Origin of the sequence: Citrobacter sp. Ce006, from assembly GCF_030336535.1 — a bacterium.
In the GTDB taxonomy this organism is placed as follows: domain Bacteria; phylum Pseudomonadota; class Gammaproteobacteria; order Enterobacterales; family Enterobacteriaceae; genus Citrobacter; species Citrobacter europaeus.
In genome coordinates this window covers 219,587-244,476 of the sequence record NZ_JAOWDO010000073.1, presented here as the reverse complement: position 1 = coordinate 244,476, position 24,890 = coordinate 219,587, and the positions used below count along the sequence as shown (strand labels likewise).

27 protein-coding genes are annotated in these 24,890 nt (G+C 50.5%); 24 read left to right on the top strand and 3 right to left on the bottom strand.

Translation table 11 applies throughout. The annotated features are described in order from the left end of the window. Genes OGV94_RS19895 through OGV94_RS19875 form a run of 5 tightly spaced genes read left to right on the top strand, consistent with a single transcriptional unit; the run spans position 1 to position 5,924 of the window. Entirely contained in the window at positions 1-2,154 is a 2,154-nt protein-coding gene (locus tag OGV94_RS19895; RefSeq protein ID WP_286524193.1) for a DEAD/DEAH box helicase family protein, read from the top strand. Beyond that, positions 2,154-2,384 carry a CxC ATPase DNA modification system associated small protein gene (locus tag OGV94_RS19890; protein WP_040230269.1) on the top strand — a complete coding sequence of 77 codons (231 nt, stop codon included), beginning with the start codon at positions 2,154-2,156 and terminating at the stop codon, positions 2,382-2,384. Before OGV94_RS19895 ends, OGV94_RS19890 begins: the two co-directional genes overlap by 1 nt. Then, positions 2,365-4,425, top strand: a complete 2,061-nt coding sequence (locus tag OGV94_RS19885) for an AAA family ATPase (RefSeq protein WP_286524188.1) — start codon at positions 2,365-2,367, stop codon at positions 4,423-4,425. The genes OGV94_RS19890 and OGV94_RS19885 overlap by 20 nt, the downstream gene beginning before the upstream one ends. Continuing rightward, entirely contained in the window at positions 4,418-4,870 is a 453-nt protein-coding gene (locus OGV94_RS19880; RefSeq protein WP_121572220.1) for a DNA phosphorothioation-associated 4-like protein, read from the top strand. The genes OGV94_RS19885 and OGV94_RS19880 overlap by 8 nt, the downstream gene beginning before the upstream one ends. Then, positions 4,863-5,924 (top strand): cysteine desulfurase family protein, encoded by a 1,062-nt coding sequence (locus tag OGV94_RS19875; protein ID WP_267458795.1) that lies wholly within the window; start codon positions 4,863-4,865, stop codon positions 5,922-5,924. The genes OGV94_RS19880 and OGV94_RS19875 overlap by 8 nt, the downstream gene beginning before the upstream one ends. On the opposite strand, the gene OGV94_RS19870 is transcribed toward OGV94_RS19875, so the two are convergent. Beyond that, entirely contained in the window at positions 5,905-7,932 is a 2,028-nt protein-coding gene (locus OGV94_RS19870) for a DNA phosphorothioation-associated putative methyltransferase (RefSeq protein ID WP_286524178.1), read from the bottom strand. The two genes, OGV94_RS19875 and OGV94_RS19870, sit on opposite strands and share 20 nt — an antisense overlap. A 464-nt stretch (positions 7,933-8,396) precedes the next feature. On the opposite strand from OGV94_RS19870, the gene OGV94_RS19865 reads away from it, so the two are divergent. The 11 genes from OGV94_RS19865 (at position 8,397) to OGV94_RS19815 (ending at position 16,976) form a co-directional block, all read left to right on the top strand. Continuing rightward, a complete protein-coding gene (locus tag OGV94_RS19865; protein WP_286524176.1) occupies positions 8,397-9,287 on the top strand; it encodes a hypothetical protein in 891 nt (296 codons plus the stop codon). Between the two features lie 138 nt (positions 9,288-9,425). Further along, a complete protein-coding gene (locus OGV94_RS19860) occupies positions 9,426-9,620 on the top strand; it encodes a helix-turn-helix transcriptional regulator (protein ID WP_286524173.1) in 195 nt (64 codons plus the stop codon). A gap of 16 nt (positions 9,621-9,636) precedes the next feature. Then, the gene (locus OGV94_RS19855; RefSeq protein ID WP_286524171.1) at positions 9,637-10,920 is read left to right on the top strand and encodes a ParB family protein; all 1,284 of its coding nucleotides are present in this window, start codon (positions 9,637-9,639) and stop codon (positions 10,918-10,920) included. Further along, positions 10,904-11,461 carry a DUF2857 domain-containing protein gene (locus tag OGV94_RS19850; RefSeq protein WP_032670637.1) on the top strand — a complete coding sequence of 186 codons (558 nt, stop codon included), beginning with the start codon at positions 10,904-10,906 and terminating at the stop codon, positions 11,459-11,461. The genes OGV94_RS19855 and OGV94_RS19850 overlap by 17 nt, the downstream gene beginning before the upstream one ends. Next, the gene (locus OGV94_RS19845) at positions 11,451-12,323 is read left to right on the top strand and encodes an STY4528 family pathogenicity island replication protein (protein WP_286524168.1); all 873 of its coding nucleotides are present in this window, start codon (positions 11,451-11,453) and stop codon (positions 12,321-12,323) included. The genes OGV94_RS19850 and OGV94_RS19845 overlap by 11 nt, the downstream gene beginning before the upstream one ends. Before the next feature lie 159 nt (positions 12,324-12,482). Beyond that, positions 12,483-13,094, top strand: a complete 612-nt coding sequence (locus tag OGV94_RS19840; RefSeq protein ID WP_286524165.1) for a PFL_4669 family integrating conjugative element protein — start codon at positions 12,483-12,485, stop codon at positions 13,092-13,094. Then, on the top strand, positions 13,084-13,509 hold the full coding sequence (locus OGV94_RS19835; RefSeq protein ID WP_286524539.1) for a DUF3158 family protein: 426 nt from the start codon (positions 13,084-13,086) through the stop codon (positions 13,507-13,509). Before OGV94_RS19840 ends, OGV94_RS19835 begins: the two co-directional genes overlap by 11 nt. Before the next feature lie 191 nt (positions 13,510-13,700). After that, entirely contained in the window at positions 13,701-15,506 is a 1,806-nt protein-coding gene (locus tag OGV94_RS19830; RefSeq protein WP_286524161.1) for a DNA topoisomerase III, read from the top strand. Between the two features lie 107 nt (positions 15,507-15,613). Continuing rightward, complete coding sequence (locus OGV94_RS19825) at positions 15,614-15,796, top strand: hypothetical protein (protein WP_001561310.1); 183 nt, start codon at positions 15,614-15,616, stop codon at positions 15,794-15,796. A 282-nt stretch (positions 15,797-16,078) separates the two neighbouring features. Next, a complete protein-coding gene (locus OGV94_RS19820; protein WP_286524159.1) occupies positions 16,079-16,522 on the top strand; it encodes an STY4534 family ICE replication protein in 444 nt (147 codons plus the stop codon). Between the two features lie 70 nt (positions 16,523-16,592). Then, positions 16,593-16,976, top strand: coding sequence for a hypothetical protein (locus OGV94_RS19815; RefSeq protein WP_286524156.1), 384 nt, complete (start codon positions 16,593-16,595; stop codon positions 16,974-16,976). 63 nt (positions 16,977-17,039) lie between these two features. Here OGV94_RS19815 and OGV94_RS19810 read toward each other — a convergent pair whose 3' ends face one another. Beyond that, positions 17,040-17,744, bottom strand: a complete 705-nt coding sequence (locus OGV94_RS19810) for a lysogenic protein (protein WP_286524153.1) — start codon at positions 17,742-17,744, stop codon at positions 17,040-17,042. 158 nt (positions 17,745-17,902) lie between these two features. Here OGV94_RS19810 and pilL2 point away from each other — a divergent pair, with 158 nt between their 5' ends. The 5 genes from pilL2 to OGV94_RS19785 are packed head-to-tail and all read left to right on the top strand — an operon-like array spanning position 17,903 to position 22,390. Beyond that, on the top strand, positions 17,903-18,571 hold the full coding sequence (gene pilL2, locus OGV94_RS19805; RefSeq protein ID WP_286524151.1) for a PFGI-1 class ICE element type IV pilus protein PilL2: 669 nt from the start codon (positions 17,903-17,905) through the stop codon (positions 18,569-18,571). 3 nt (positions 18,572-18,574) lie between these two features. After that, complete coding sequence (locus OGV94_RS19800) at positions 18,575-19,249, top strand: TIGR03759 family integrating conjugative element protein (RefSeq protein ID WP_286524148.1); 675 nt, start codon at positions 18,575-18,577, stop codon at positions 19,247-19,249. Then, entirely contained in the window at positions 19,228-19,746 is a 519-nt protein-coding gene (locus OGV94_RS19795) for a transglycosylase SLT domain-containing protein (protein ID WP_217061555.1), read from the top strand. The genes OGV94_RS19800 and OGV94_RS19795 overlap by 22 nt, the downstream gene beginning before the upstream one ends. Next, positions 19,743-21,761: a type IV conjugative transfer system coupling protein TraD gene (traD, locus tag OGV94_RS19790; protein ID WP_286524144.1), complete on the top strand. Its 2,019-nt coding sequence runs from the start codon at positions 19,743-19,745 to the stop codon at positions 21,759-21,761. Before OGV94_RS19795 ends, traD begins: the two co-directional genes overlap by 4 nt. Further along, positions 21,758-22,390, top strand: coding sequence for an IncC plasmid conjugative DNA transfer DtrJ family protein (locus OGV94_RS19785; protein ID WP_286524141.1), 633 nt, complete (start codon positions 21,758-21,760; stop codon positions 22,388-22,390). Before traD ends, OGV94_RS19785 begins: the two co-directional genes overlap by 4 nt. 127 nt (positions 22,391-22,517) lie before the next feature. Here OGV94_RS19785 and OGV94_RS19780 read toward each other — a convergent pair whose 3' ends face one another. Next, on the bottom strand, positions 22,518-23,633 hold the full coding sequence (locus tag OGV94_RS19780) for a DUF2971 domain-containing protein (RefSeq protein WP_286524138.1): 1,116 nt from the start codon (positions 23,631-23,633) through the stop codon (positions 22,518-22,520). Positions 23,634-24,027: 394 nt separating this feature from the next. Between OGV94_RS19780 and OGV94_RS19775 the strand changes: the two genes are divergently transcribed. From OGV94_RS19775 to OGV94_RS19765, 3 genes are read left to right on the top strand one after another with little or no spacing between them, the layout of a single operon-like run. Then, positions 24,028-24,336 carry an integrative conjugative element protein, RAQPRD family gene (locus tag OGV94_RS19775; protein ID WP_045292308.1) on the top strand — a complete coding sequence of 103 codons (309 nt, stop codon included), beginning with the start codon at positions 24,028-24,030 and terminating at the stop codon, positions 24,334-24,336. Continuing rightward, positions 24,329-24,562, top strand: a complete 234-nt coding sequence (locus OGV94_RS19770) for a TIGR03758 family integrating conjugative element protein (RefSeq protein WP_286524135.1) — start codon at positions 24,329-24,331, stop codon at positions 24,560-24,562. The genes OGV94_RS19775 and OGV94_RS19770 overlap by 8 nt, the downstream gene beginning before the upstream one ends. 9 nt (positions 24,563-24,571) lie before the next feature. After that, complete coding sequence (locus tag OGV94_RS19765) at positions 24,572-24,889, top strand: TIGR03745 family integrating conjugative element membrane protein (protein WP_001267431.1); 318 nt, start codon at positions 24,572-24,574, stop codon at positions 24,887-24,889. The last annotated feature ends 1 nt before the right edge of the window (position 24,890 follow it).

The following is a 24,890-nucleotide window of genomic DNA, read 5'->3' as shown; positions in this document are numbered from 1 at the left end:
ATGCGGTTCTCAGACCTTGAACTCAAAGCTAAGTATGACTCAGATGAAGAAAGTATACTTGAATGTGTACATATCCCCTTGCTTGCTCGCGCAGATCGCTATGATAGGGCCGTGGGATACTTTTCGTCAGATGTATTGGTTTCTGCAGCGCAAGGTCTGGATAAGTTTATCCATTCAGAAGGCAAAATGCGCCTTATCATTGGAGATCCACTATCTGACGATGAGTTTGAGGCGGTGATGGAAGGGGTATCAAATCCTGTTAGAGCTCTATCACTTCAACTAGCAGATTTGTTGCTTGAAAGCACAGAACGAAACCTAAAGCTGCTAACGTATTTAGTGGCTAAAGGGCTACTTGAGATTAAGTTCGCTTTCACGCACCAAGGTATGTTCCACAAAAAAATTGGGATCTTTTATCAACAAAATGAAACCGTTGTTTTCAGCGGCTCCGCGAATGAAACTATAGCTGGGTTATCGAAGTATAATTCTGAGGAAATTTCTCTATTTTTCAGCTGGCGTGAATCTTTTGCTGATTATGGCCAAGTCGAAGTAGACAATTTCAATGCTCTTTGGAATAATAACAAGAAGCGAGTGAAAGTTGTTGCAATTGATTCAGATGCTTACCAAAAAATCCGAGCTGGTGTTGATCTGGACGTGTTAAGTAAAGAATTATTTCCGGCATCCCCTCATCCCAATAAGACCAAACCTTTCTTCTCGTATAGCTTCCCTAAATCAGAACAAGAGTTAACAAAACTAAATATTGAAGTGAAAATACCTCGTAAGCCATTGATAGTGAAAGATAGAGCGTTTGAGTTGTTTCCACATCAAGTCAAAGCGATAGAAAGCTGGCGAAAGGCAGATTATAACGGTCTATTTAAATTAGCTACAGGTTCAGGTAAGACATTCACGTCCATCTCTGCGATGGTTGAATTGTATGAAGAACGTCATAAGAATGGTAACGCAACCTTTGTTATTATTAGTGTCCCTTATATCGAATTGGCTAATCAATGGGTAAAAGAGCTAGCCCCTTTTAATGTCATCCCTATTCAATGTTACGATAGCTCTAATAATTGGGCTGCTGCATTAGATAAGAAAATATTACGCTTTCGAAGCGGCACTTTAGATTTTATCTGTGTCATTGCTGTTAACAAGACCCTGTCATCAGAGTTATTTCAATCAAAGATAGCCAAAATACCATTTGAGGATATGTTGTTAATCGGCGATGAATGTCACCACCTTGGTAGCCAAGGTTATTTCGATACGCTGCCCCCAGCTCGTTATCGAATAGGATTATCCGCTACGCCTTTTCGCACCGATGATGATGAGGTTGAGGGCGCACCATTCCCTGATAAAATCAGACAGAATTTGCTTTCATACTTTAAAGGCATTATAAGTGAATACTCACTGAGTGATGCTATTAAAGATGGAATACTTTCTCCTTATCGGTATGATCTTGTTCCAGTTTATCTTGATATGCAAGAGCAAGAGGCCTATGAAGACTATTCTGCAAAGATTCAGAAGCTAATTTTAAGAGCTCAATCAACGAAATTATCAACTGATGAGCAGTCAATGTTGACCAATTTGTGTGGTGCAAGATCAAGGCTACTGGCCACTAGTTCAGGAAAATTACCGGCATTACTCTATTATTTAAAAGATCATCCGACTTTGTCGTTAACACACTCGTTAATCTATGTCGGAGAAGGTTTTGCACCGGGGGAAAGTATACCATATATAACTAAGGTCACTAATTGCCTACATGAACATGGCTATAAAGTTTCAAAATTTACTTCCCAAGAGACATCGTCGGAGCGACGTATGATTATGGAAAGTTTCAAAGAACAACGCATTGATTCTTTAGTGGCTATGAAGGTATTGGATGAAGGGATTGATGTGCCGGTATGTCGAAGTGCTTTTATTTTGGCAAGCACCCGTAATCCCAGACAATATATCCAGAGAAGAGGTCGTGTTCTTCGAAAATCTTTGGATAAAAATGAAGCCTTAATTGTGGATTTTGTTGTTCTTCCATTACCGGGAGTAGTGAATAATATTAGTCAAAATTTACGACGTGCGGAGTTGAAAAGAATAGATGACTTCAAGTTAACCGCTATAAACCCCGAAGAGATTGATAAAAAAACCATCGAATTAGGACTCTATTAATGGACCTTGATGCCTTTAAAGCTTTGTTAAAGCAAGTCGATAAAGATACCCAGATCGCTCATCTGGATTACTCAAAGAAATCTGCTGTGCATAAAGCAGCACTGCAGGTTATGCAATTTGAGAAAGAGCTTTACTATGGAGATTTAGTGCAAAGTCGTCATCTTCAGAAGATCAAAGATATTATTGAGGCTAATGTGGAAGATATCATAAATGAAACTAATAAGACTTGAGATAAATAATTTCCGTCAATTTTATGGAAAGCAGTCTATAGATTTCGCTGTAGATCCTGATCACGGAGTTACACTAATTCATGGTGAGAATAATGGTGGCAAAACAGCGTTGCTTAATGCGCTTCGTTGGTGCCTTTATGAGGAAACCACTGAAAACTTACTCGACCCTAAAAATCTTCTCAATAAGCATGCAGAATCTCAAGGTAAGAATACTTTCAGTGTTTCTGTTCAACTAGAACATGAGAATCGCCTACTTGACGTTCGAAGGATTCAAGATAAGAATAGTGGTAGCAGTAACTTACATGTTTATGAAATTATTGATGGTTGCTATGCAGAAAAAGCTGAAGAAAACCCGAATACGTTAATCAATACTTTTTTACCAAAAGAAATGTCTCAGTACTTTTTCTATCAAGGTGAAGGAACCGGTACTTTAAGTAGTCAAAATGATTTCTCTCACATCAAAGATGCTATCGAAAAAGTTTTAGGCCTAACGGTTGCTAAAACAACACTAAGACACTTGTCTGCCGTTAAGATAAATTATCAAAAAGATCTCAAGCAATATGATACAAACAATGAAATTGATATTTTATTGACAAACAAAGATACTTTAGTTTCAAGTTTAGAACGTGACAAGATGCTACTGGAAAAAAAGCAACGTGAGCTAGAGATTGCGGAAAAAGAATATGAAACTCAAGTAGGTAAACTTGCTCGTTTTGATAAGACAACAATTGATGAACAACTTAAGCTTCGCAAACAGAAAACAGAGTTACTTAGTGACTACGCACGGCAGCATAAGCAGTTCCTGTCTGAAAAAATCTCAAAAACACCTGACTGGGCATTGACGACATTTAGCCAAAAGCTTGCTTCGTTCGATGTTTCAGCAATTAATACTGAAGAGCTCAATAAGTCATTACGTTATACTGTAGACAGGCAATTGTTACGTGAGATTGTACACAATAACGAATGTATTTGCGGCACTCATATTGAAAAAGACAGCTCAGCGGCACGGCTTTTAGATGAACTCGGTAAACATGCCGTTGACCCTGATCTTAAGCACCGTTGGGTGAGAGCGACCAAGCTACAACAAAGAATTAGCAGCCAGCAACTACCAAAAGCTAGTATGGAAAAATTATTAGCTGATATTGATGACTACGAAGTTGGTATGCAGGAACTTGAACACAGTATAAAAGAGTTAAGTTTTACGATTGTCGAGTCTGACATTGATGATATTAAGATTATCGAACGTGCCAAAGATTTGGCTAAATCTCAGTGTGACCAACTTAAAGGACAGATTCCTCAGTTAGAGCAGAATATCCGTAAAAAAGATATCGATATTAAAGAAATTGATCGCCGAGTGAGCAGTTTGTCATCGACTCAGCCCAAGGCCCAGAAAGTCCGCAACCTGATTCTAGCGACAGACAAGATAATCGAGTTATATGAGGAAGCTATGAATTCCTCGCAAAATGGAGTTGAGCAATTATTATTGAAAAAGATGCAATCATTGTTTAGTCAAGTTGCTTTTAATGGCTACACGGTTCAAAAGGACACCAACGGAAAATCAGGGAGCTTTACATGGGCAATTGTTGATAATAAAGGCAAACGTGCAGCCGCTGGTAACGGATATCAAGCTATGCTTGCTATATCTTTTATCGTCGCATTAATTGAGTTCTCGAAGGTTCGCGCATATAACAAGCAGCATCTTCTTACCCCTGGTACTATTGCCCCATTTATTGCAGACTCTATTCTTGCCTTTATCGGTCCAGATAACGGTCGAGAGCTTGTTCGTTACATCGCGGAGAAAGTTGAGCAGTCAATCTTTTTGTTTTCTCAAGCTCAGTGGACTGAAACACATACCGACAAAGGAATACGGCATAAAATAGGTAAGGAGTATAATCTTGTTCAACATACAGTGCTTACCAAGGAAGAATTTAAAGGCCAGTATCCGACGCAACTTACGGTGAATGGCGTTAATTACGAAGTTGTTCGTTTTGGTAGTGATTTTGACAAAGTAACTATCGAGGAGATTCCTACCTATGGCTGAAATTTTAGACTGGCGTAAGTTACAGGTTCACCGGGATTCTCGTTTCGAATCTTTAGAAGAACGATTTTGCTCGACAAAAGGAGCTAACAATGACTCCCGGATGTTTAGTACAGTCAAAGAACTAATGGTTTTTGCTGCGTTAGTGGGATATCAACTAGATGAATATCAACCACTTGAACCTAAGATTAAAACCACGCCGATCCTGTTGGATACTTATGCAACAACAGGACATGATGCTTATATCTATCTTCTTGCGTTAACAAAAGCGTCATCTCTAGACATTCTCAAAGATGAAAATTTAAGACAAGCAATTGATATTTTTGAGGGATATTGCAATAGTGGTCTCAAAATCATTGATAGTTGGATAATGAATAATATTGGTGAGCCACTAGTGACTAATATTATATTTAATCAAACATTAGAGTACTTAGTTGAAAATGAATAATTACTACGACTATGCTGCATCTACACCAGTTTCTCCGCGAGTTCTAGAGGCGATGAGTCCTTGGGGGACCGAAAATTTTGCGAATGCTTCTTCTGCGCATCAAGCAGGAAGGCTGAGCTCTCAAGCAATCCAACAAGCAAGAGAGCTAATTGCAGATAAAATAGGTTCACTTCCTAGTGAGATTATTTTTACCAGTGGCGCTAGTGAAGCTAACAACTTGGCTTTAAAAGGAGTAGCTTTCAAACATCTTAATACCAAAGGCCACATTATTACCTCAGCTATAGAGCACAAATGTATTCTCAATACTTGTGCATTTCTGGAGTCGATTGGCTTCGAAGTGACTTATCTCCCCCCTGACAGGAGAGGCTGCATATCGCCATCCTCACTCGCTGCGGAGATAAGAGAAAATACTATCCTCATTTCAATCCATCATGTAAATAATGAACTAGGGACAATTCAGCCCATTAAAGACTTTGGTGCAATAGCTTTTGAGCACAACATTCCTTTTCACACTGATGCAGCACAGAGCTTCTGCAAATGCGATATTAATGTCGATGATATGGATATCGATATGCTTTCACTGTCTGGCCATAAAATTTATGGACCTAAAGGGATTGGTGCACTTTATGTGCGTAATGCTAGAAATGCAGAATTAGTTCCCCTTATTCATGGCGGGGGACAAGAGGCTGGGTTACGTGGCGGCACATCGCCTACTCCCTTGATAGTAGGGCTTGCAGCTGCAGTAGAGTGCTACCCTACTCAAGCAAGCCCAATCGAAAAGCAGTTTCTAGATCTTATGGTGCAATATGATTTCATAAGAAACGGTAGCGAGGCAGTGGTACCGACAATCTGGAGTGTAACCTTTCCCTCCGACGAGGAGGTAAAACGTTTTACGAATGATTGTCCATGGTTCATATCTCAAGGTTCAGCGTGCAATGCTCTTTCAAATGTAGCTTCCCATGTTTTAACCGCAATGGGGATGTCGGAACAAGTAGCGCGTCGCACTTACCGCATTAGTCTTCCGCCGTATAAGATTAGTGACAAATTAGCCTAAAGCCAGCCACGTGCTTTCCGGTAAGCGCTAACCGTTCCTCAAATATCTGCCTGTTCAAGATAACCTCGCCCGTGGCTGTTGTTCCCAAGAGCTTTGACAATCGTTCATCAAAGTTCTTTTGTTTTTCATATTGTTCGTGTTTATTACTTAGTAGCAAATGCTTATTGAGCAGTGGTGGGCGGCGACTTTCATCTAGATAGTCAAAGAAATCTATATTTTGATTAACCATTTTTATTTTGGTTCTCTCTATCAAATAAGGAACAGATTTGCTGAAATCATCGTAGCGTGTCAACGTGAGTTTACCAGAGTTAATATGTATTTTAACTAATTCAACGGTGTCGTCTAGTTCTCCGTAAAGTTGCAATGCAGCACCGACATAAACACGCAATAAGAGTGGCAGTGCCTCAATATAGTCTTTATGGAGAATCAAAGAGTGTCCATTATTAAGAATGCTTGCAGGCAATTGCTTGTGTGCTTTTATGCATTCTTCTTCAATTAAATGCGTATCTGCAATCGCAAAAAGTAATTCTTTCGCAAGATTATTCGCCGTTCGGTAATCACCAAATAAAGCTTTGATGTCACGTTTTAGATTTTCAGGGTGATGAGTATATGGTTTCCTTTTCTCAAATAACCCCATAGCAAAATATACTAGTAGATCTTCCTTATGGGATTTTTGTGCATTAGCAAATTCATGAGCACCAAACATTTCCTGAAGCAGGCCAAAGACTTTTTTGTGAGATCCAATCAAGTTTCTCACCTCTTCAGAACTCTTGAACTCATCGTTTGCCGGTATACGACCAAGCTCTAGACAAACATTCCAAAAATTATCAAAGATCTCCCTATTTTGGGTAATAACAAGTTTTGCTCGATCTTTACTCTCAATGGGTTGAGGAGAAGTGAGTTGTTGCCAATTATAACGTCTTTGATACTTACTCTGAAGATAACGTTGTTCTTCTAACTTATCTTTGAACAAGTAAAAAATACCAGGCGCGACTGCAATAGCATCATCTTGCAAGGAACGTTCTAAGTACTCTTTGAACTCCGATTGCGCATAATACTTTTGGAAGGTATTTCGAGAAGTAATTACGCCATCTTTATAAGGCTGAAACTGCTCGATATACGCCTCGTTAGCTAACATTACTGATACGACAAGTATTTTGTCCGCTAGATCCCAAGCACTCAAGAGAGCTTCGAGGCGTTCATCTTGATCTTCGATAACATTTAGAACAAAACCTAAGTTCACAATATCAGACTTTACTTTGTCGTTATCAGGAGAAAATACAGGGTCCCAACCTAAAGCATCAAGACCATTTGCCTCAAGCTCCCTTAGGTCATCTCCTCGACCGCACCCATAGTCAAAAATAGAAAAACGGCCATCTAGATAGCCTTGCTTAGCTAACGTTTTCATCGGCCCGGATAACTCATAGCGGACAATAGCAGTCTTGTAGCGATCGATGCCAGGTTCCGAAGCGCCAATACTCGGAGGTACGCTATCTGCTCTGAGTAACCGCCCTTCAACTAGCTGGTAACCTTTTTTGTGAATCAAATTTAGCCAAGAACGTTTGAATCCTATAGTACGGGTGTTTTCGTACAACCCGGCCTTCTCCCCTTCTTCTGTCAATGTAGTGAAGTGTTCATAGTAGTCACTCCCCGGCAAAATCATGGTTTCCTTTCGGTGTAAAATAGGTGGGTTATCAGAAGAACGGTAGCAAGTTACTTTATGACTGAGTTTGCTCAAATCTACGTTGAGACTTTGTTCCAAGACTGGGTACGAGTCGCTATAAAAGTTGGGGTAGTTGAGTAATGATAAGCGAAATTCGTTCTTAAACAACTTGATTAGGTTCCATTGTTCATCCGGTAAGTTCACCGCCCGGGCCACAGCTGGTATAAATTTTTGCAATTCAGATGGAAGCTCATGCATGGCGTCTCTATGCAAATAAACCGCATCAGGGAGTTGTTTTCCTATTTGAATCTGTTTGATTAGTTGCTTAAATGATTGAGAGTTCATCTTCTAGTAATAGTTTCTGTTTGCAGAGCTAGGTAGATATTTATTTTAGCAGTATTGCTAAGTAGTTAAACAAAACCTGTCAAAAATTCTGTCTAGCTCCCATCATCTCGTCAGTGAATTTCCAACCAGCCTGTTACGCTGCGGTACGACCTTATCCTGGTGCCCTTTCGACAGACCTCGTCATGCAGACAGAATATGTCTACGGGCGTGGGTTCAGTCCACGTTTTAGAAACGCATGCCCTGAAATCCACCATCATGACAAAACCAATTAAGCCTTTCCTCCCTCTGATATACCGTATCTTCGTGATATGCACTGTTTTTCCAGCGTAATTCATCACCAAATAATGTCTGAAAAGATCGTTAACTAAACTGATCAGGTTAGTTGTTTTAGCAAAAACATCTCACACCGGTTTTCACCATCAACAAGCACTACACGCAACCAACAACACAAAAAGGAACACGCCATGCCCCCACACAAAATCCGCCAGGAGTGGCTGACGCTGGATGAGGCCGCAGAAGTCATCCGGCAGCACAACATCACGTTGCTGCCTGCAGACCTGATCCGTCATGCCCTGCACGGCGATCTGCCACTCTCGGTCTACTTCCCTTCGCCCGTCCTTCTGAGACCACTCAATCCCCCTTGCCGCTTTGCCTGCCGTTCCAGCAACACACCCTTCCCGCCTTCACAGTGCAACAAACCCGGCAACCGCAAAGTGATGGCGAACTCGCCGCCGTGCAGACGCGACCCAACTCTACAACTAACAACCAGTCATTTATGGAATTTGCCGTTAATCGGCCTTGAGCGCCTGCTGCTCCACCAGCAACTGGCGAAAACGTTGAATCGCCCTTGCCCCAAAGATACCCACTGCTGCAACCAGATTGGCATTGTGGTCTGCGATGAGAACGACAGCTACTACCAACTCTGTTGCCGCAAATCTTTGCGGGAGCTTTTACTGGAACTGCTCGCCACGCAAAACAACCTCCAGGAGGAGCTGCATCTGCTGATTGGCCAGTTGTATGGCAATGGCCGCAACGACCTGAAATCCCGGCTCAATCTGTCCGTCTGCTACCTGCAGGACACGCTGCCTCCTGACGCACTGTTCGTCATCCGTCGCACTCATCTCGAGGTCTTCCTGACCCGTCATCAGCCGGAATCAAAGGAGCGGATCACCTCCGCGCTTTCGCGTTTGCTGTGGCTGGCCTGCAAGCACAACCCGCAACTGGACGATGAAATGCTGGAGCATCCCTACAAACTGCTGAACATTTTCGAATGCTGGGCGCGTGAGGAAGGTATGCACCTGCCGCTGAGCCCCGAGACGTTGAAAACCGCCCTCCAGCGCGGCGCACCGCCGTAACGCGATCAACTACCCCTTTCAACTAACAACTCTCACTAACCCAGATAAGGATTTTTACTGCCTGGCAGGGACGCTGCTGCTTTGATAACCACGCCCATCGTGCTGATGTGAACGACTCTGGACACAGGAGGAATGGTTATGAATAGCAACAGATTTTTACGCTTACGCCAGGTGGAAGACAAAATCGGCTTCGGTAAATCGTGGATTTATCGGCAAATCCAGCTGCAACAGTTTCCGTCGTCCATCCGACTCAACAGCCGCCACGTCGCCTGGCTGGAAAGCGAGGTGGACGCGTGGATCCACCAGCGCATCCGCCTCACCCGCGATGTCTGAATGCCGGAGGAAGATTATGTGCGCTTCACACCTGCTCAACCGCTGGCTTCACGGTGCCAGCACTACCGGAGAACAGGAGATGGTCCAGGTCAGTCTGGAGCAAATCCAGCCGTTCTCCCTCAATCCCCGCGTCACCCGCAACCCCGGCTATGACGTACTGAAAGCGTCAATTCTTGCCCGCGGGCTGGATAACCCGCCGGTGTTGACCCGTCGCCCCGGTGATGAAAAATATATGCTCGCCAGCGGGGGGAATACGCGCCTCGCCATTCTCAATGAACTGTGGCAGGAGACGCAGGATGAGCGTTACCACCGCGTCTGCTGGCCGTTCAGACCGTGGCCGGAAACGCTGTCATCGCAGCAAGGCGAAGTCCAGTGCCTGATAGGTCATCTTGCCGAAAGCGATCTGCATAACGGATTGATGTTTATCGAACGGGCGGAAGGGATCCTGCACCTGCGCGATCTTTACCACGAGGCAGGCATTGAATGCCCGACGCAGCTGGCGCTGGCGGAACAACTGACCCGCGACGGCTATCCCGTCAGCCAGTCGCAAATCAGCCGGATGTTACAGACCGTAGACTGGCTGCTGCCCTGCATCCCCAATGCGCTATACGGCGGCCTGACCCGAAAGATTATCGATCGCCTGCTGGCACTACGCAGCGCGGCGGAACAGGTGTGGGCAAAGCTGATGCCGCTGGAACACCAGCCCGAATTTGCCGACCTGTTCAGCACCGCCCTCGCCACCTCCAACGGCGAGCCGGAAGCCGTGGTACCGCAACTGGTGCAGGACGAACTGCTCGGCGAAATGAGCTGTCGCAGCGGCATGAGCTGGAATACGCTGCTGGCGGAACTGACTGACGGCCAGTGTAAGCGGCAGGCGCTGCTGGGGCCTCCGGCCGAAAAGGTCCTCTGGCCGCCACCGCCGGAAATGGAAAAAACACCACTACCAGAGCCTGAGCCACCGACTGAACCCGCTGCGCCCGTCGAGCCAAAGCCCTCGCCGCTGGTGCAGACGGCACGGTCGCTGTGTGCCAGTTGGGGGCTGGATGCCTGTATCCAGCCGGACGACAGCACTCCGGCCGGTTTCACCCTCGCGCCCTGCGACGAATTTCCCCATCCGGCGGCACAGCGCTGCTATCAGGTGCTGGCAGCCCTGAATGGCGACACCAGTACGCCGATGCCCGCCCTTGAATTGTTGCTGTCGCCGGACTACGACAACGCTCAGATCCAGCAACTGATGCAGCTTATCAGCCTGTGCCGCCAGCGGCGGCTGCGGGAGGTTCACCATGACGCCTTCAGTTAACCAGGCGGTGCTCACCCACATCGTCCAGGCGCTGAAGGAGGGGCAGATCCGCTACTGCGAATCGCTCGGCTTCAGCCCGCAGGAGCTGTGCGAACTGACGCGTCTTACCGCCGACGACATCCTGTTTCTCAGCAACAGCGCGGTGCAGTTCATCACCACCCACATTGACCACGAGATGCTGGGCCGGATGCTGGCGAGGATGGAGCAGGAGCGGCTGTTCCAGCAGCGTCTGGAGGAAGCCCTGTCGCTGGGCGCGTCCATCGAGTTCATCAACCACTACTTTGGTCTTTCCACGCCGGAAGTCTGCGCCAGGCGGCGGCTGATTGGCCTGTTTGTCCGGCAAGGGCGCAACAATGCTCCGGATGAGCAGGTGGAAACGCTGGTATGGAATGAGTGGCAGAAGACGGGCGTGAACAAGCTCGACTCACCCGAAGCGCTGACCGCCATGATGGCAATGGCCCGCGAACACGATCTGTCGCTGACGGTTATCTGGAACCTGCTGCGCCAGTGGACTCAGGAGAAGCTGCTGCATGAAGAGTGACGATCGGCTGCTGTTTCTCGGCAATCCGCAGCAGAGCGTGCCAAAGCGCCTGCTGCTGGCGCGCAACCTCTCCCCGCGCGACAAGTTCACGTGGCAACTGCTGCGCCTGCACGCCCGCGACGACGGCAGCGGCGTCTTTCCCTCCTACAACGACCTGCAGGGCTGGCTCTCTGACCAGCCTGAGGGCGAGAAGGCCTCGCGCAGTACCGTCAGCAACGCGCTGATGATGTTGCGGATCACCCGCTGGCTGAGCCTGTGCCAGCGACTGCGCGACGAGCAAAGCGGCAGGATCACCGGCAACCTCTACGCCTTGCATGATGCGCCACTGACTCATGCTGATGCCTGCCGGATGGACAGCGAATATCTGGCGCTGCTTACGGCCTGTTCCCGCCACCGCAACCGGCGTATCCGCACCATTGCCATCGGGTTACTGCTCACCCTGCAACAACCTGTGGACAGTGGACGAACCTGCACTGAGTCTCCATTGAAGACCGCCCCTGGTCTTAATCGAAGACTCAGTAAAAAATGCCCGAGTCTTCAATTAAGACTCAGTGATGTGGCGGGGGCTGACGGGCAGCCGGAACCGCATTGCGTACATACTGGTACAGATTTAAACAATAAACATCAAAAGCGTACGCAACTGCTGCACTGGCCTGTGGATAATCCCTTCAGCGCCAGCGAGCGCCGCACCGTCGAACGCGCGATGCGCAATCTGGATCCCGCTCTCTGCCAACAGGTGCTGGACGACTGTCTGTGGCGGATCGCCGCCCACGATATCCACCGCCCCCTCGCCTATCTGCTGGCAACGCTGGAGAAAGCCAGGCGGGGCGAGTTCAATCAGCTTCGGCGCAGGCGCAGATAGCCCGGATTTTATGCGCACCGCATAAAGCCTGTGTACCAGCTATCAATCAAACCTCATTCATCGGCGAAATTAACTTTCTGCGAACCAGATGGGTTTCCCGTCGCCTGACTGATTGCGCGGACCGACACTGCGGGCATCTGAATCCATGGAGAATTTCCGATGCCTGGCACAACCCTGTTCAGCGATATCCGCATCACCCTGCACACCCGCGTCGCCGCCCGGCTTTGGGTGGCGCATCCTACCGGCATGCTGCTCTGTCTGGCGCTACTCAGGCGTCTGCTGCGCGCCGAAGAGGCCGACGATCCGTGGGCCGCCCACTGGCTGAAGCAACTGCGCATCCGCCTGAACCTGATCGCGCATCTGCTGAAGCAAAAAAACCGGCGGCTGGACCATGCCTTCGCCAGCCTGCCGGGCGCTATCCACACCACGCAGGTCAGTAACCCGTCCCCGACCGAATTCATCCTGCCACTGGCGCAGTTCTCACCGCCCGGTTTACGCCTGCTGCAACAGTTAATTGATTACGATCTACTGGTCCGCCGAACCCTGCTTGCCTGGCACCTCGGCCTCATCACCCAGGCGGAGAAGCGCGATTTCATTGCCACCATCCCACGCCTGATGCTCCAGGTGTTCAGCTTCGTGAACCGCTTTCGCACCACTGGCGTGACCCGCGCCGACGTGAGGGCGAACAGTCCGCTGGCGCAGTCGATGGCGCATAAGCTCGGGAATTTACCCAAAAAGATGCTTGCGGAGATCCTGCGTGATGATCGGTGAAGACGACGAAGAAAGCGCCGCCCGCAAAAGCTCGCTAAAGGGCCTTTTAAAGGCCTTTAAGGGTAAGGGAGAGCTGCGAGCGCTGGTGCGGGAATTACAGGCGCTGCGCGCGCAACTGCAACAACGCCAGCCGATGCTGAAACAGGCGGTGTATGAACTGCCGGGACGCAACGTACCATTGATCCTGTGCAGCAACCCGGCGCGCTCCGGCGTCAGCTATCTGCGCTGGCGTAATCTGGACAACAACCGTTCGGGAGGCGTGGCGTTGCAGGAGGCCATTCAACAGCCGGACACGAGCGATGAACTGCGCGACGCGCTGATGGCGCTCGAATGGCGGCGGCAGGTACTGAATACACAGCTTTCAGTGGTGATGTTTATGCTGCGGCGGATACAGCCCTTAACCATGCGGGTTTAAAATTTTGCGCAAAGTTAAACCCTGAGTGTCACGTTAGCGATTATTTTAAACTCACCTCATGCACCTAAAAACAGGCACTATCCGCTTAATGCACGTTTTAAGGTGCAATTTTTACCTTCGCCCTCCAGTTTCCCCTGTCGCCTCATCCCTCCGGCACACCATGCTGAACTCCCTTTCACCGGAGACAGCCCATGCAACTTTATCTGTGCGAAAAACCCTCTCAGGCGCGTGATATCGCCCGCGTTCTTGACGCCCGTAACCACAGCGACGGCTACCTGCATAACGCCACCGTGACCATCACCTGGTGCTTCGGCCATCTGCTGAGCATGGCCGCGCCGGAGGATTACGATCCGGCGCTGAAACACTGGCGGGCAGAGCATCTGCCGTTTATTCCCCCGGCATGGCGGCTGGTGATCCGCCCGGAGGTGCGTAAGCAGTTCCGTATCATCGAAAAGCTACTGAAACAGGCGGATGTAGTGGTGATTGCCACCGACGCCGACCGCGAAGGCGAAACCATCGCCCGCGAAATTCTGGAACAATGCCGCTGGCGCGGTCCGGTCCAGCGGCTGTGGCTGTCGGCGCTGGATGACGCCAGTATCCACAAGGCGCTTGCTGCGATGCGACCCGGTGACAGTACGTTTCCGCTGTACCAGGCTGGACTGGCGCGCGCCCGCGCCGACTGGCTGGTCGGCATCAACATGACCCGCGCCTGCACGCTGATGAACCGGCGGCACAAAGGCGTGCTCTCCGTGGGTCGGGTGCAGACACCGACCCTGCGTCTGGTGGTGGAACGCGACCGGGAGATCACCCGTTTCACGCCCCGCCCCTGGTGGCGGGTGGACGCCCGACTGCATGCAGAGGGAGCTTCGTTTCTGGCGCAGTGGCAGCCGGATAGTGCGTACTGCGACGACGAAGGGCGCTGTATCCGCGAGTCCGCCGCCCGCGAGGCCACCGCGCACCTGCAACAGGCCGGAACCGCGCTGGTAATGGTCGTGACAACCCGGCGGGAGAAAACGCCGCCACCGCTGGCCTTCACCCTCAGCGCCCTGCAGCAGGTCTGCTCGAAACAGTGGGGCATGGGCGTGCAGGAGGTGCTGGATATCGCTCAGCGCCTGTATGAAACCCATAAGGCCACCACCTATCCGCGTACCGATTGTGGCTGGCTGCCGCTTTCCATGCACGCTGAAGCGCCGCAGGTGCTGGCCGCGCTGGTTGCCAGCGACGCCTCTCTCCAACCCCTCGCCACGCAGCTAAATTTACAGCAGCGCTCCCGGCTGTGGGACGACAGCAAAATCACCGCCCACCACGGCATCATCCCGACCCGTAAAACGGTAGATCTGACGCAGCTGAACGACAGCGAGCGCAAGGTCTACGGTCTGGTGCGCAGCCATTTTCTGGCGCAGTTTCTGCCAGACCACGAAGTGGATAAAACGGACCTGCGCCTGAACTGCGCCGGGGAAACGCTGACTGCCCGTGGCTCAGTGGTGATTGTCAGCGGCTGGCGACAACTGTTTTTGCGCGAGATGGCAACGCAATCACCGGAAGAAACGCAGGCACTTCCCGCCCTGCAACAGGGACAAACCTGCCAGGTGGAACAGGTGGACGTTCGCGCCCGCCAGACTCAACCACCAGAGCACTACACCGAAGGGACGCTGGTTGCCGCCATGAAAAACGCCGCCCGTTTTGTCAGCGATGAGCGCCTGAAGCAGCGGCTGAAAGAGAACGCCGGTATTGGCACCGAAGCCACCCGCGCCGGGATTATCCAGACGCTCCTTAAGCGCGGTTATCTGATTAAGCAACGTCGCTTTCTGCTGGTAACGGATACCGCTAGCGCGCTGATTGACGCCCTGCCGGAAGCGCTGAAAGATCCGGGCACCACTGCGCTGTGGGAGCAGATGCTGGATGACATCGCGACGGGGAAAATGGGGCTGGAGGCGTTTCTGACGCAGCAGCAGCAGAACGTCACTGAGCTGATTAAGTCGTTACGGAATGAGTAAATAACCTGTTTCCTACATCACACTTTTACTTTTCCCTGATTGCTCGTTCAAATTGGCAGTCTGATGATCCTCTCTGAGGAATACTCCTCATTTTTCGGAGTGTTAAGATGGCCAAGAATACCGGAGACGGTTATCGCAAGGGCTCTGTTACAGACCGCACACAGGTTCAGAATCCGCAGAATGGCAACTACACCAAACGCGATACAACGACAGGTCGCTTTATCGACCAGAAGCAGGACGGCACTCCCTTTAAAGGTGTCGCCAAAGAAGTCGATGACCGCCGGAAATAATATTTAGCTACCTTTCAGGGCCTTAGTTATTAAGGCCTTTTTGCATTCTGTACTACCAACTTTCACGCCTTAGAAACAATTCCCCCTTTCGCTTCCCCCAACCAAAGATTCAACTAAACGGGTCAACCCAAAATCCGCCATGCATTCCTGAAACGCGGAGGCGCACAGCGCGGAATGCCCGTACTGCCAGTAACTCTGAGACCTTCCAGCCAATGAGCCAAACCCGAAGCGGGGTGTTCCCGCGCATGGAGCGCTCCACACCTTCCAAACGGAGACACCACCATGAACGATACCCACTACTTCAACCTGTACACCAGCGGTCTGGGCTACCTCAACCGGATCCGGGAAGTGACCCCGAAAAAAGGCGAACCGTTCCTGTGCTGCGACATTGCCGCACTACGGGGCGAAGCCAGCAACGCGGAGCACACCTGGTTCGACTGCCGCGTCAGCGGTAAGGAAGCGCAGAAACTGGTGCACCGCTGTATTGACGCCTGCGAGCAGAGACGCAAGGTGCTGATCCAGTTCCGCCTCGGCGATCTGTATGCCGACACCTTTGTCTACAGCAAAGGCGGCCGTAAAGGCGAAACCGGCGTCAGCCTGAAAGCCCATCTGCTGCACATCGGGCTTATCAAAATTGACGGTGAAGAGGTTTACCGGGCAGAGCGCGAAGCAGAATCCCAGCCAGCGCCAGCCGCACCGCCAGCAGAGCCTGTACCGCAGTTCTGACGCACAGCATTCACCCTGCCGGGGAAATTCCCCGTCGGGGCGTTTCCCTGGTCTTTTACCGGAGAAACGCATGATGAATACCGCATTGAATTCACGTGAAGAAGCCCTTAACCGGGGCAAACTGATTAACCTTGATGACGAAGCGCTGGACGCCGGCTTGCCGACGGATCTGGCCATTACCCTTCCGGCCCACAAGCACTGTCTGGAAGGCCGGGATGAAAACGCCAGAAAGGAGTTACTGAAAGGCGTTGAAATGGCGGTGATAGTGGCGTTTATCGCCCGAATGCCGCCACAACGCACGATCCGTATCGATTACCGCTCGGTGTTGGCGCAGAAAACCAACGGCAGCACGCAGCAGCAAACCGTCAGGCTGACATTACGCGTTCATTTTTCTGAGCAAGGCATCCCCATCGCCGCCACTCTGGGGCTGATGGGGGAAAGATTCCCTTACTGATCTGATTTTGCGCCCGGGACCGGGCGCTATTTTTCATTTAAAGGTAGGTGAGCACTAAATTCTTTATAGTAGTATTTTTCTACGCTTATTCTCAGTAACTCTGATATATTTCGGATCAAGGTAATCAATCAGATCTATAAGCGCATGCTGTAATTTTATAAATTTGGATTGATAATGAATAAAATCATCAGCCATATGAACCACTTCTTGTTTCAACTGATTTAAAAAAGGTTCATGATTAACCAAGTCCATTTTTATAAACTCACCATAACCAATACAACCATAACCATTGACTGATTTAACAAGCATACGTTCACCAATTGCACGCTGCTCTCCAGAAAAAATAACAAAATACTTACCCAAGCGGTCGGTCTGAATAAGTGAATATATTACATCTTGTAATTCTGACAACCTTCGTGTTCTTTCATCATTTTCAAGATTGAGAAACTGAACATCCTGACGGGTTGCCTCTGACCAAGCAAAAAACTGTGAAAATAAATACGTTGTGTGCAGTATGACATAGTCCCGTTGTCTCTGGTTACCACCATGATAATAACCATCAAGAAATCCACCTTCGGTTATATTATATATTCTACTTTGTAGATCTGCTGAAGATTTTATTAATGGCTCAAGATAAAACTTATGTTTTTTACTTGACTCTTGCATCTGATTTATTTTGTTTATTCGATTCTGATTAAAGGCGGGAATGACAACCGCTACGATAGCAACCAAACCACTAATCATACTGGAAACCAATGCCACATCCATTACATTCTCCTGACGGTATTTAAAATGATAGCGGCACTCCAGCCACTGTAAATTAGCTAATTCTCATGCAATAACTTTTCACTGCAAAAAAATAATTGTTGATGGAAACCATTCAACATCACCAGCATTCTCCAGACAAGACCACACTGGAGTACACTATGAAACTGCTGCTATTCACAATGTTGGCGTTTATATTGATAGCAGTCAACAACACTTCTACTGCATCCAGAGCTACGCCTTTCGTAGTGCGCTACGACCGCTATCTGCTGGTCAGCACGTCACCGCAACAGCCGCCACTCGAACAGCTTACCGCCCTGTCCGTTCCGCCCGGTTTTCACCCGACGGTAGGGGAAGCGCTGCAGTACCTGCTGCGCGATAGCGGCTGGTCTCTGTGTCTTGCCAATGCGCGCCGGGCGCAGCTTTATGGGCTCCCGTTACCGCTGAGTCAGTACAACATTGGCCCCCTGCGCCTGAAGGCCGTCCTGCAACTGCTGGCGGGCCCGGTGTGGCGGATGAGCGCTGACGAAAATCGTCGCGAGATTTGTTTTGCCAGTGACAGTTCCCTTCCCCCGACGGTGGCTTACCGTCATCCCGTGTCCCTCCGCCCTTTGGGGCCGTTAACGGCCCCATTTTTTCTCGCCGGGACCATACAGCGTGGCGATATCCGACTGGCCGTAATTGTGCCGCCCAAGGCCGTTTACCTCCATCAGGTGGTGTGGCTACGCAAGGGAGAACAGTGGTATGGCTGGCGGCTGGAGCGGTTTGATGAGCGCCGGGCCGTGTTCCGTCACGGCAAACGCCAGCTGACGCTGAAGATGCCGGAGTAAGCGATGAAACGCCTGGTTCTTCTGTTACTATTCACCGCCAGCGCGTGGGCGCAACCGCTTCAGGTTCAGACCAGCCAGAACGCGGAATCTGCTCTCAGACCGCTGACCACTCAGCAACAGGCCACCGTCTGGGGCATCACGCCAGAGGAGTGGCAGCGCTATCTCACGCTGAAACAGCAGGCGCGCGGCGTCTGGTCGCCGGGGCTCGATCCGCTGACCACGCTGGGCGTCGAAGCCGACACAGACCACGAACGTCAGCGCTTCGCAGAACTGCTGGTCAGGCAGGAGTACCAGAGGCTGGAGAAAGAACTCGCCTTCCAGCGTGCCTATGATGCCGCCTGGCAGCGCCTTTATCCGGGCCTGACGCCGCTGAAAACCACCTCTGCCAGCACTTCCCGCGTTTCTCTGTTTGTCCAGGAAGACTGCCCGACCTGCGACAGCCTGCTGCGTACCCTGCTGGCGCAACAGCGCCCACTGGATATCTGGCTGGTCAACAGCGAAGGCGATGATAACCGGGTGCGCCGCTGGGCGATGGCGCACGGTATTGACACAAAGCTGGTGGGTGAACACAGCATCACGCTTAACCACGACGCGGGCCGCTGGCTGCTGCTGGGCCAAAGCAAAATCCCGGTGGCGCTGGAACGTAAGGGGGAGCAATGGCGCGAGGTCCTGCCCTGATTCTGCTGCTGCCCTGTCTGGCGCTGGCGCAGCCTCTTCCAGAGGCTTATATGCGCGCCGCAAAAAATTACCGCGTGCCGCCGGAACTACTGTGGGCCGTCACACAAACCGAAAGCGGGGCGAACCTGAGCGGCAGGCATCTCCCTTGGCCGTGGACGCTCAATATCAAAGGTATCGGCTACCGCTACGCCAGCCGGGAGCAGGCCTGCCAGGCGCTGCTGGCCGCCATCCGCCGCACCAGCCCGAAGCGCATTGATGTGGGGCTCGGGCAAATCAATATCGGCTGGCACCGGGCGTATTTTGCTTCTCCCTGCGACGCCCTGCATCCCCTGCAAAACCTGTCACTCACCGCGCAACTGCTGCGTCAGCGCTACGATGAACATCCCGGAAGCTGGCTCAATGCCGCCGCCCGCTATCACCGTCCTGCTGGCGGCGCGCCTGCCACACGCTACCGCAAGCTTGTCAGTCGCCATCTGCAACAGGCCACATCACCATGAGCCGCTACGCGCTGGAGGCGCTGCTGCGCCCACCCGTGGAGTTTTACAGCACCGTCACAGCTGGCTGTGGCGCATTAATCTGCCTGACGCAGGCCCCACTGCTGATGCTGACGCCGTGGCAAGCCCGCCTGATGGCCTGCGCCCTGATACTGCTGGCCCTGCGACGCGGCTGGCAGGGCTGGCAAATCGTGCGCTACCAGCGTAACCTCCTGCGCCTGCCGCGCTACGCGCTCACCAGCCGGAAAATCCCGGTCAGCCGCCAGAGGCTGTTTCTCGGTAAAGGCTTTCGCTGGCTGCCCATCCACACCCAGCGTCTGTACGACTGCCTGCAACCGGAAGCCGCACGCTGGCTGCGTCCGGGATGGTGTTACCGCCTGGCAAGACACATCGAAAAACGCAGCGAACATACCCTTCCCCGTCTTACCCGTCTGCTCAGCGCCGATCGCTGGCTGAACCCGGTGCGCCCGCTGCCCTCCGTCGGCGGCAATCCGTGGCTGCACGGCGTGGAGCTGAAAGAGTGCGACGTCACCCTGCCGCTCAGTGAACGCCCCGGCCACACACTGGTGCTCGGCACCACCCGCGTCGGCAAAACCCGGCTGGCGGAACTGCTTGCCACTCAGGACATCCGCCGTGGCGAGGTGGTGATCGTTTTCGATCCGAAAGGCGACGCGGATCTGCTGAAGCGTCTGTGGACAGAGGCGCAGCACGCCGGACGCGGCGACCGCTTTATCCTGTTCCACCTGGCGTATCCGGAGATCTCCGCCCGCTATAACGCCATCGGGCGCTTTGGCCGCATCTCGGAAGTAGCATCGCGCCTCACCGGACAGCTTTCCGGCGAAGGCAACTCGGCGGCCTTTCGCGAGTTCGCCTGGCGCTTTGTCAATATCATCGCCCGCGCCCTGGTGGCGCTCGGCCAGCGTCCCGACTATCAGTTAATTTCCCGCCATGTCGTCAATATCGACGCCCTGTTTATCGACTATGCCCGCATCGTGCTGCCACGTCACAACGCGCGGGCGTGGGAAGTGGTGGCGCAACTGGCGGAGCGCGTTAACGACAAAAACACGCCGCGCCATATGCTGGGCCGCGATCCTCACGTGGTGGCGCTGGAGCAGTACCTCAACGTGGAGAAATTATACGATCCGATCCTCGACGGCCTGCTCTCAGCGGTGCGCTATGACAAAACCTACTTCGACAAGATTGTCGCCTCACTTTTGCCGCTGCTGGAAAAGCTGACCACCGGCACGCTCGCCGCCCTGCTCGCCCCGGACTATCACGATCTGGATGATGCGCGCCCGATCCTCGACTGGCAGCAGGCGTTCCGCCAGAAGGCGGTGGTGTATGTCGGGCTGGACGCACTCTCCGATGCAGTGGTTGCTGCCGCCGTGGGTAACTCTATGTTTGCCGACCTGGTGAGCGTCGCCGGGCATCTGTATAAATTTGGCCTCAATGATGGACTGCCCGGCAATAGCGAAAAACCGTCGCCCATCAACCTGCACTGCGATGAGTTTAATGAACTGATGGGCGAGGAGTTTATTCCGCTGGTCAACAAGGGCGGCGGCGCGGGCATTCAGGTCACCGCCTACACCCAGACGCTGAGTGATATTCAGGCCCGTATCGGCAGCGCCCCCAAGGCAGGTCAGGTGGTCGGCAACTTTAACAACCTGATCATGCTGCGGGTACGCGAAACCGTCACCGCCGAACTGCTGACGAAGCAACTGCCACAGGTCGAAGTGCGCAGCCGTCAGGTTAGCTCCGGCGTCACCGACACGCCGGGCGGCATCAACAGCTTTACCAGCAACACCCGCGAACAGGTGATCACCAGTAATGTGCCGCTACTTGATACCGCCGCCCTGATCCAACTCCCCAAAGGCCAGGCCTTTGCCCTGCTTGAAGGCGGCCAGCTATGGAAGATCCGTCTGCCGCTGCCCGTAGCGGATAAGCACTGCCCTCTGCCGGAGTCCGTCGCACAACTGGCGGCGTGGATGCAGGCGCGCCAGCAGGGGCAGGTGGAATGAGTGAGCAGCGAACGCCTCCGTCACGCCCACCACAGGGACCGATTGGCTGGCTGCTGTCGCTGACCGGGCAGCTCATCGGGTTGATTATTGGTGCGCTGGTGCTGCGGGTAGTACTGGAACTGGCGGGGCTCTATTTCTGGTGGCCGCAGGAGGGGAGCAGGCATGTTTTTATGGTGATGAAGCATGAGCAGGCGGAATTGGTTACTGCGTTACAACCGCATCCGCTGGGGAATGAAATTCTGGTGCTGCTGGAAAAAGGGGCAACGCACGTGCATATGGCCAACATGTTCCTGCAGAAACCGTTCATCGCCCTGGCCTATACGCTGGTGAGTTTTATGCTGCGCCTGGTATGGCTCGCCTCCATGCTCCCCCTGGTCTGTCTGTGTGTATTAATCGGGCTGACAGAAGGTCTGGTGCGGCGGGATTTAAGGCGGTTTGGCTCCGGGCTGGAATCCGTTTTTCTCCACCGTTATGTTATCAGGTCTTGCAGTTCAGTCGCCACGACGCTGTGGGTGTTTTATCTGGCACAGCCGCTGTTTCTGCCTACGAGGTTAGTTTTATTACCAGCCACCATATGGTTTGGAATAACGGTATGGATAGCTGCAGGAAGCTTTAAACGTTGGTTGTAACTCACACAGGTTGTACCTTGGGATTACTTTACTCACTTTAACGCCACATTAATATTCTTCATTTGCGACTATCATAATATCATCACATGATAAAATGTAGTTCACAAAGAGTGAGGTAAAAAGATTATTATTTAGCGATACCAATATCTTTAAGAATCTCCGATAATTGAGTTGAGTTCATGGTTGTTTTGATAAGCGCATAACCCTGCATTGGTATTGCTTGCTGCCCCATTGAGATAGCAATCTTCCCTGTCGGGGATAATTCAGAGTCAAAAAAATAACAGGGTTTTGGATTTGTTGAATTTTCCATATTGGATTTTATGGTTTGCCATATTTCTTCTTTCTTCAGCGTACTCATTCTGGGTCCAAATATAACTCCTTGTATAGCACTAACATCATGATGAAAAATATGGCCTACATTACGATTAATAATATCTTTAACATCACGTTCATTTCCAATCCCTACGTTTGCTTCAGGGACAAACATCCTGTATTCAGATTCATACTTCCAAAACCTATTTTTAACACAAAATAATTCTGTAATATCAACACCAGGCTCCAGTAATGATACTTCTTTAGCTTGATTGCTATACTTGATAGGTTTAATTGGAAAAGTAAAAGTGTTTGACGAAAATACATTATCCCTTAACTTCATAAAAGATAAAGTATTATCAACACGTTGTTGAGTTTCATATATCACTACACATCCACTAAAACCACCTGCATAATGTGCCCACATCATACGATCTAACGCGTTGCTGGAAAAAGACACACTAAAAACTGCCGGAATTATTTTCCTATATAATCTCTCTTTAATACCATTTTCACATATAGTTACTAACTTTTGCTCAGGTTCAGGCGAATTATCATAAATAATGGGGTTAATTCTATTTATTGGCAACATCCCTTCACGTATAACTTTCCGTATATCATCAAGATGCTCATCAAAAAGGTTGTCGAGTGATTCAAGATTACCCTTAATTCTTTTACCTTTGAAAATTTTATTCAATCCTTGCACGATTTTTAACTGACTCAAATCTAATATATGACTTAAATCCTCGTAAGAGTACTCACATTTCGAATGCAGCAGATAACTCCAAAGATTCAATCTATTATCAAAGCGATAATCTAGGTTCAAGTCATTTGGATCATTTAGTTGTGCAGGTGCTGAAAAATATAGCTCATTATACCTAATGGCTTTATCAAAGAAAAAGTCAGGTCTATAATATTTAAAAAGATACATATCTTACCTCTAAACTTCCCATAAAAAAATAATTACGTAACGAGTAATTCATTTATTTTTATCCGTAATATCTTAATCACCAGTAAACTCAGTGTAAAGACCTATTACTGCTTAAAATAAAAAAGAACAGTAAGAATGTGATATCAATTCACAGCCTTATGCTGAGTTCGTCCACATGATGTGTTCAAACATTGAATGGCTGAGTTCTTACCGTCGTACTCTCAAAATGAGGGGATAGTTACCTATATGTCATATTACACAACCGTTTTTACTTCTTTCAGTGCTAAATTCCCCAATCCAACTGAATCTTTTATCAAATACAAACAGTTATTAGCTGATCCTTCATTAATTTCTCATCTACTCTGACCTGAACAGACTTCCGGAGAAAGTTATCATGCGCAGTTGCTCATTATTTCTGTTACTGGCTTTACTCACAGTATCGCAGGCCTACGCCTCCCCGGAATCCACCCAACTCGCCCTCGCACTCAAGCAACTCGACGGCGTGAAAACCTCGCTGGAACGCGCCCGGAGCAGCGCCAGCACAGACTCGCAGTCACGCTATTTCTTCGACTACTTACAGGCGCAGCAGGACATCTATGCCGTTGAACAGGGCATCCGCCGCTACCTTAGCCCGGCGAGAGCGCAGCCACGCGCCGTCCAGCCCCTGAGCACCAGCTACCAGCGGGAGAACTCTGATGACTGACTCCCAACTCGCCGCCTTCCAGGCCGCCAGCCTGAGCAAACCGGAAACCGTCAGCCTGCTCATAGTCGGCCTGTTTACCAGCGTCCTGCTGCTGTGGTGCGCCTGGACGCTGCTGGTCGCCTGGCAGGGCGTCTGCCGCCAACGTCTGAGCTGGCAGAGTTTTGGCGCGGTGGCGGCCCGTTCATTATTACTGGTGCTGGTCAGCTTCTGGCTGGTACTGAGCTGAGGAGGCATCATGCGCTGGCTTCTGTTACTGCTGTTCGCCACATTTAACGCCCTCGCCGACCTGCCGACGATGGAAGATCCCTCGCGCGGCCAGGGTCAGGGCATTATGGAGACATTGCAAAACTACGGGTTTGACATCGTGGTGCTGCTGGCGCTGGCCATCTGCGCCGTCGGTTTTCTGGTGGTGGCGAACAACTGCATTGCCACTTACTCCGAGATCCAGAGCGGGCGCAAACAGTGGAAAGATTTGGGCTCGATGGCGGGCGTTGGCAGCATTCTTCTGGTGGTCATCATCTGGCTGCTCAACCAGGCTTCGGACGTCCTGTAAT